Genomic DNA, 5,431 nt, shown 5'->3' on the forward strand with positions numbered 1-5,431 from the left:
AATTGAGTATTTTCAAGTTTTCTATTAAAGAAATTACTCTTTGAGGCTAAATGAAGTTCCAAATCAACACTAAAGTCGCCACTGGGATAATCAGTGCTCATCGGCACTCCTAAATATCCAGCCATAATAAAGTCATATTGTTTGGCGTCATAAAACTTCTTATAAAATATTTTGACGATGTCGCCTTCTTTGATTGATTCTGTAAAGTCTAAAGGTAAGTTCCAAAGAGTTAATTTGGCTTGTTTTGAGGCCACATATTTATAGCTTGAATACAAATCTGATATCGATATGTCTACATGTATTCCATTATGAGTTTCAATAACAATTTTTGGATTGTCTTCTGGAATAGAATCACCAGTTGTAGAATTGTCAAGAATATGAGAGTTATAAAATTCTATTTTGAAGTCATATTTTATCATATGTTATCCTTTATCTTCTGAAGTAGTAAAAGTTTTGGCAACTTCCATAGTGAGACTTACTTCAACTTCATCAATATTTGGAGTGTCTTTGAGTGTGACAGAAGTTAATGTTACTGCTTCTTTTATGCCAAAAGCTGGACTAAAAGCACTAAAAGGTACTCCGGCTTCGATTCTATTTCTAAATTGAGCTTTGACTAAATGACTGTCATATTGTAGTATTGCAGAGCCAAAAATAGATGCTTGAAGATCTTCAATTATTTCCTTATAGAAACTGGTTAGAACACCAGAATTTAGGCTAATAATTTCACTGTTTAGTATTGGATTATAACTTACATACTCGGCTTTTCTAGTGTAGTAATTAATAATAGGACGTTTTGAGCATGAAGTGTTATAAGTTATGTTTATAAGTTCGTTTTTAGGTTTTATGAAGAACAATTGTGGAACATATCCTAATCCTTTGAAGTCCATTCTTGGGAATAGAACTATAAAATTATCGTGTACGAACAAACTAAGTGTTTGTGTGACTATTTCTTTGATCAAGTTAGTAATTTGAAATGAATTCATATTTACTCTCCTAATGAGGTGTTTCTACGCTACTGTCAGTTTCAGTTTTAGTAGAATCTGTGCCGTTCCACCAGTCTTTAAAACCTTGTACAATACTTGATGTTAATTTAGAGAAATTGAACACTGATTTTAATGGTTCAATAATACTTTTCTGAAAACTAAATTCCACTAACCAATTTGTTAATTTGGTTAATATGCCAAGTAGTGGTTTGAGTGCATTAACGGTAAGTGTGTTTAGGTTTTCAGTAATTTTTGTAACTTTACTACTAGTATCTTCTTTAAAAGAAGTAGCTTTTGTGAGACCAGTTGATAGTAAATCTTTATGTATTTCTTTGATTAAGTTTATTCGTGAATCAAATTCATTATTTAATGATGTAACGCGTTCATATTCCATTTGTTTTTGTTCGCTATATTTATGACCAAATTCTTTAAAGACACTCATAGCTTTAAAAATAGAGCCTCCTTCACCTTTTAGTAGTGTTGAAACTTCTGAAATAGCATCATTATCACTAATACCACTAGATTTAAGACTTGCAGCAAGCATAACAGCTGAATTTAGATTTTCTTTTGTATTAATACCTAATTCATTGAGATCACCCTTAAGAACAGCAGCAGAACGTAAAAACAATTCCTTATCAGCTTCTCGTTCAAATCCTTGCAGGTCACTTATTTTTTTATTTAGAGCATTATATTCGTCTTCGTCAAAGACTTTTAAGTTAAATGCTTGATGTCTTTTTTTTATTGCATCAGCCTCAAGAGCTTGTTTTGCAAAGCCAAGTGTGCCTGAAAAAGCTCCTTTTATACCTCCTGCTGCTAATTGACCAATAGCAGTACCCGTAGCAATTTGAAGTATATTTTTACTACTTTTACTTAGTAAATTTTTTTGCTTAGAGAGTGATTCATATTCTAATTTTCTCAAGTCTTTTGAGGACATTAATGACTTTTTGAATGCATATTTCCTTGCTTCTTCAAATCTCATCCCTTTGTTCATAAGTTTTTTAGTTTCTTTAAGTCTAAATTTTTCTACACTTTCTCTTAATTTTTCATATTTGTTTTCTTTTGCAAGTTTTAATTTTATGAGTTTTTCATATTTATTAAGTTCAGTAAGTTTTGTTTTTTTTTCTTTGAGATTGTATTTTAATATCTTTTGTGTGCTATTAAGTCGTGAACGTTTTGGTTTAAGATACTTTTCAAGTATGGATATATCCTTTGCTAAGGACTTTTTAGTTAAAGCATGATCTAGGACACCTTTAAACTTAATGGTAAATTTGTTGTCATTCATAGTGTACTTTTACCTAATGCTAATTCTAAAACTTGTTTTTCAAGTTTTAGTTCTGATATTGAATTTACTTCCATTAATTCTTCATAATTCAACTTCTTAACTTCATTTAAACTACATATACCCATAATAACTGGAAAAAAATATTGATTGCGTTGAATATCGTTAAGAAGTTTTGAATATTTATCTTTTGTATTATTAAATATTTTGATAAAATCTCCATAGTTTTCTTGTTTCATAAATGCTACTCATTTTCTTCTTTAGTTAAGTATTCATAGTTCCAAAGTTCATCAATGTAATTAAATTTACTAAAATCACCAGAAGTATCTTCATATTCACTTAAGTAAATTAATGATGGTTTTTTAAGAGATTCATCTCGGTGAAAAATATTAAACTGAATTGAATATAGAATTCCTACTAAATATTCTTTGTATATACCAACATACTCTCTATTTTGATCTAAAATCTTGTAAAATTCAGTTAAGAAGTCAGGCTTTATCATTAAATCAGTTATTTTTTTAAGGTAGTCAATATTATCGAGTTTATTAATTCCATGATCTTGTGAAAATCCTAATATAGAGTCCCACTGGTACATGGGAAGTACTTTTACATCATATGTATAAGTTTTACTTTTAGATAGTATATTCATTTTATAACGCATAATCATATAAATAACTCCTTTTATTTATTTGGTATAGTTCTTGTGCAATTCATAGCTCTAATTTCGAATGTAACTTTTTCAGATTCAGCCGAATAGCTTCTTGATGGTTCTTCTGTAAATACAGCATAGTTACTAATAATTTTGGTTTGAATTCTATCATTGAATACTATACTTAAGAATTTTTCATTTTTATTTTTACCCAATGTATAAAATTGTTCACTTGAGAGATCAGTTAAAATTCCATATTCATAACTACCAATACTAACTTCTATGTTGAATATGTAAACAATAGTTCTAGGATCCCGGAAACTTACTACTGGAACTCCTTTGTCTTCATTGCTAAAAGTAGCTCTTGTTGTGGGTTCACTTGAGAGTTCTAGTTTGCCACCTATAATTTTAGTTCCATTTACTGAAAAGTAGACATCTTCAAGTTGGTATGCATTATCCATGTAGTTCACTCCTATTTGTAAAATCTTCTATATCTTCAGTAGTAATATTTAGTAATACTCCATTCATACTGAAGTTATAAGTGATAGAGACGCTTAAGATAAGCTTGAGTTTTGGATTTGGAGATAATGTAAGTTTGAGATTAGAATAGGCTACAATAAGTCCTCTTGTGATAAAACGTTCTAGCATACACTCAATAGTTGAAGTATAGGCATTGTCACGTTCTCCACTAAGTTGCAACTCTGAAAGTTTGCTGTTTTGCCTATTATTTTTATGCCAAACTTTAATAAGTTCCTTAATCATCTCGTACTTCAGATAGTGATATGTGAAGTATTCGTCAATAGAATTTCCTAAAAGATCTACACCTTCTTTAAATGCAGGTATACCATCAAGACCAGTCTCATTAAGATGTGAATAAAAGTTGATATTAGCGTTTCTAAGTTTAGAAATTGAAGTTGCATCGGTTAATATACGTACTCCAGTAAATTGCATACCATAAGGATTAGTTGAATGTCTAATTTCAGCTTCACTTAAGTATTTGGAGATAAATTTGAGATGTAAATAATCTTCTCCTTGAGTGTGTATAACAATAATTCCCTTTTTGGAATTTGAACCATTTTTAAATAGTTCTTTTATTTCTTCTTCAAAAGTTGCAAAGACAAAGAATCTACCATCATCTTTAAAGTGAGTATAATCATCCTTGTAAACAGCAAGTCCATCACCACCTTTGAAATTGTCTTTTTTACCAGTATTAATTAAAACTATGAATGAATTTTGATTTTCATTTAGATATTTTTTAACCTCTTTAGCACCTTCTGTTTCTTTGTAAATGATTAATGATGCAGAAGGTATACTGAAGTCGCCAACACTAAACATAGCAGTAATTGATTTAGTTAAGTGTTCTTTTTCTGCATTAAATTCATCCTCACCATTGCTACCTTCTTTTTGAAGAGTCTCAATTTGTTTTAAATAAGAATTTTTAGTTAAGGTCAGTAATTTATGTTTAGATTCAGATTCTATCTTTATTTTATCAGTCTTATATACTAATAATGGAGTGTAATAATTGACTTTATTTGCTCTAATTGGTGGTGTAGTAAATTTAACACTAATAGTATCTTGTGGCATTTATGTCTCCTTTAATTTTTCTATTATTTGTAAGTTAGTCTTAAACGTACAACTTGAACAGTATGCTAAGTTATTGTGATTAGAGTTAAGTTTCACAAATCCACTTTGATTTAGATTGGATACATTGTAAATGAATATGTTAAGCAAAATGTTGTATTCATCAGAAGAATCAATAGTAAATTTGTGAGACTGTGAATCATGTAAAAAATCGCTAAAGAGTTCATAAAGTTTCATATTTCGAGAATAAGTAATTCTTTCAGATTCATTATTAATAAAATTAATAAAATACAGCATAAAAAAAATACTAAATTCATTCACATTATCATAAAATGCACCCGTTCTTGAATTATGTGTAAAGAGGCCTTCAACATTATCAAACTTAATAACTAAAACATTTTGTTTCTTTACTGTAAGTTGAGACATATATGGATGGTTATATGTATTGATAATCTCTATATCAAATTCAGATACTAACTCTTTAAACTTTTTCACGATAATGATTATGTACTTTTGTATTTTATCAATATCGAGAATCATGAATTCACCCTAGCCTCAATTGACTCAAGCATTAATCCCGTATCTATTAAAGGTGTTTCTGGAGATTTACTTCCTTTTGCTTTTTTAGTAGCAATTGTACTGTCCTTTAATTTGGGTTTTACTTTGCCAGAAGCAACAAAATCCTTGTAAAAATCAATGAACAATTTACCAAAAGACTTCATGCCAACTTCTATTCCTTTGCTAAACTCTCTGTTCATATAATCAGTATTGATATACTGTTGAAATTCGGGTGAATCTGCCACTTTGTTTAAATGTTCACGACTAGGCAAATTACTACTGCCATATTCATGCATACGTGCTATATCTGCTCTTGTTGCAAACCAACCAATTTCAAGTTCAATCTCAAATTGATCATGCATATCTCCCAACTCCCTTTAA

At 29.5% G+C, this 5,431-nt stretch carries 9 protein-coding genes; all 9 read right to left on the minus strand.

The features are described from left to right. A partial coding sequence (locus tag U880_RS0102650) for a DUF693 family protein (RefSeq protein WP_024654656.1) occupies positions 1 to 419 on the minus strand: 419 nt, incomplete at its 3' end. Between the two features lie 3 nt (positions 420 to 422). Next, a complete protein-coding gene (locus U880_RS0102655; protein WP_014683063.1) occupies positions 423 to 983 on the minus strand; it encodes a DUF792 family protein in 561 nt (186 codons plus the stop codon). A gap of 10 nt (positions 984 to 993) precedes the next feature. Next, positions 994 to 2,265 carry a DUF759 family protein gene (locus tag U880_RS0102660; RefSeq protein WP_024654657.1) on the minus strand — a complete coding sequence of 424 codons (1,272 nt, stop codon included), beginning with the start codon at positions 2,263 to 2,265 and terminating at the stop codon, positions 994 to 996. After that, positions 2,262 to 2,501 carry a DUF1322 family protein gene (locus U880_RS0102665; RefSeq protein WP_024654658.1) on the minus strand — a complete coding sequence of 80 codons (240 nt, stop codon included), beginning with the start codon at positions 2,499 to 2,501 and terminating at the stop codon, positions 2,262 to 2,264. The genes U880_RS0102660 and U880_RS0102665 overlap by 4 nt, the downstream gene beginning before the upstream one ends. Before the next feature lie 5 nt (positions 2,502 to 2,506). Further along, positions 2,507 to 2,929, minus strand: a complete 423-nt coding sequence (locus U880_RS0102670; RefSeq protein ID WP_024654659.1) for a DUF1473 family protein — start codon at positions 2,927 to 2,929, stop codon at positions 2,507 to 2,509. 14 nt (positions 2,930 to 2,943) lie between these two features. Beyond that, the gene (locus U880_RS0102675; protein ID WP_024654660.1) at positions 2,944 to 3,372 is read right to left on the minus strand and encodes a DUF1463 family protein; all 429 of its coding nucleotides are present in this window, start codon (positions 3,370 to 3,372) and stop codon (positions 2,944 to 2,946) included. After that, positions 3,365 to 4,495, minus strand: coding sequence for a DUF787 family protein (locus U880_RS0102680; protein WP_024654661.1), 1,131 nt, complete (start codon positions 4,493 to 4,495; stop codon positions 3,365 to 3,367). The genes U880_RS0102675 and U880_RS0102680 overlap by 8 nt, the downstream gene beginning before the upstream one ends. Then, positions 4,496 to 5,032 (minus strand): DUF764 family protein, encoded by a 537-nt coding sequence (locus U880_RS0102685; protein ID WP_024654662.1) that lies wholly within the window; start codon positions 5,030 to 5,032, stop codon positions 4,496 to 4,498. Next, positions 5,029 to 5,412 carry a hypothetical protein gene (locus U880_RS0102690; RefSeq protein ID WP_024654663.1) on the minus strand — a complete coding sequence of 128 codons (384 nt, stop codon included), beginning with the start codon at positions 5,410 to 5,412 and terminating at the stop codon, positions 5,029 to 5,031. Before U880_RS0102690 ends, U880_RS0102685 begins: the two co-directional genes overlap by 4 nt. Positions 5,413 to 5,431: the final 19 nt, after the last annotated feature.

Source organism: Borrelia hispanica CRI (assembly GCF_000500065.1).
Taxonomy (GTDB): Bacteria; Spirochaetota; Spirochaetia; order Borreliales; family Borreliaceae; genus Borrelia; species Borrelia hispanica.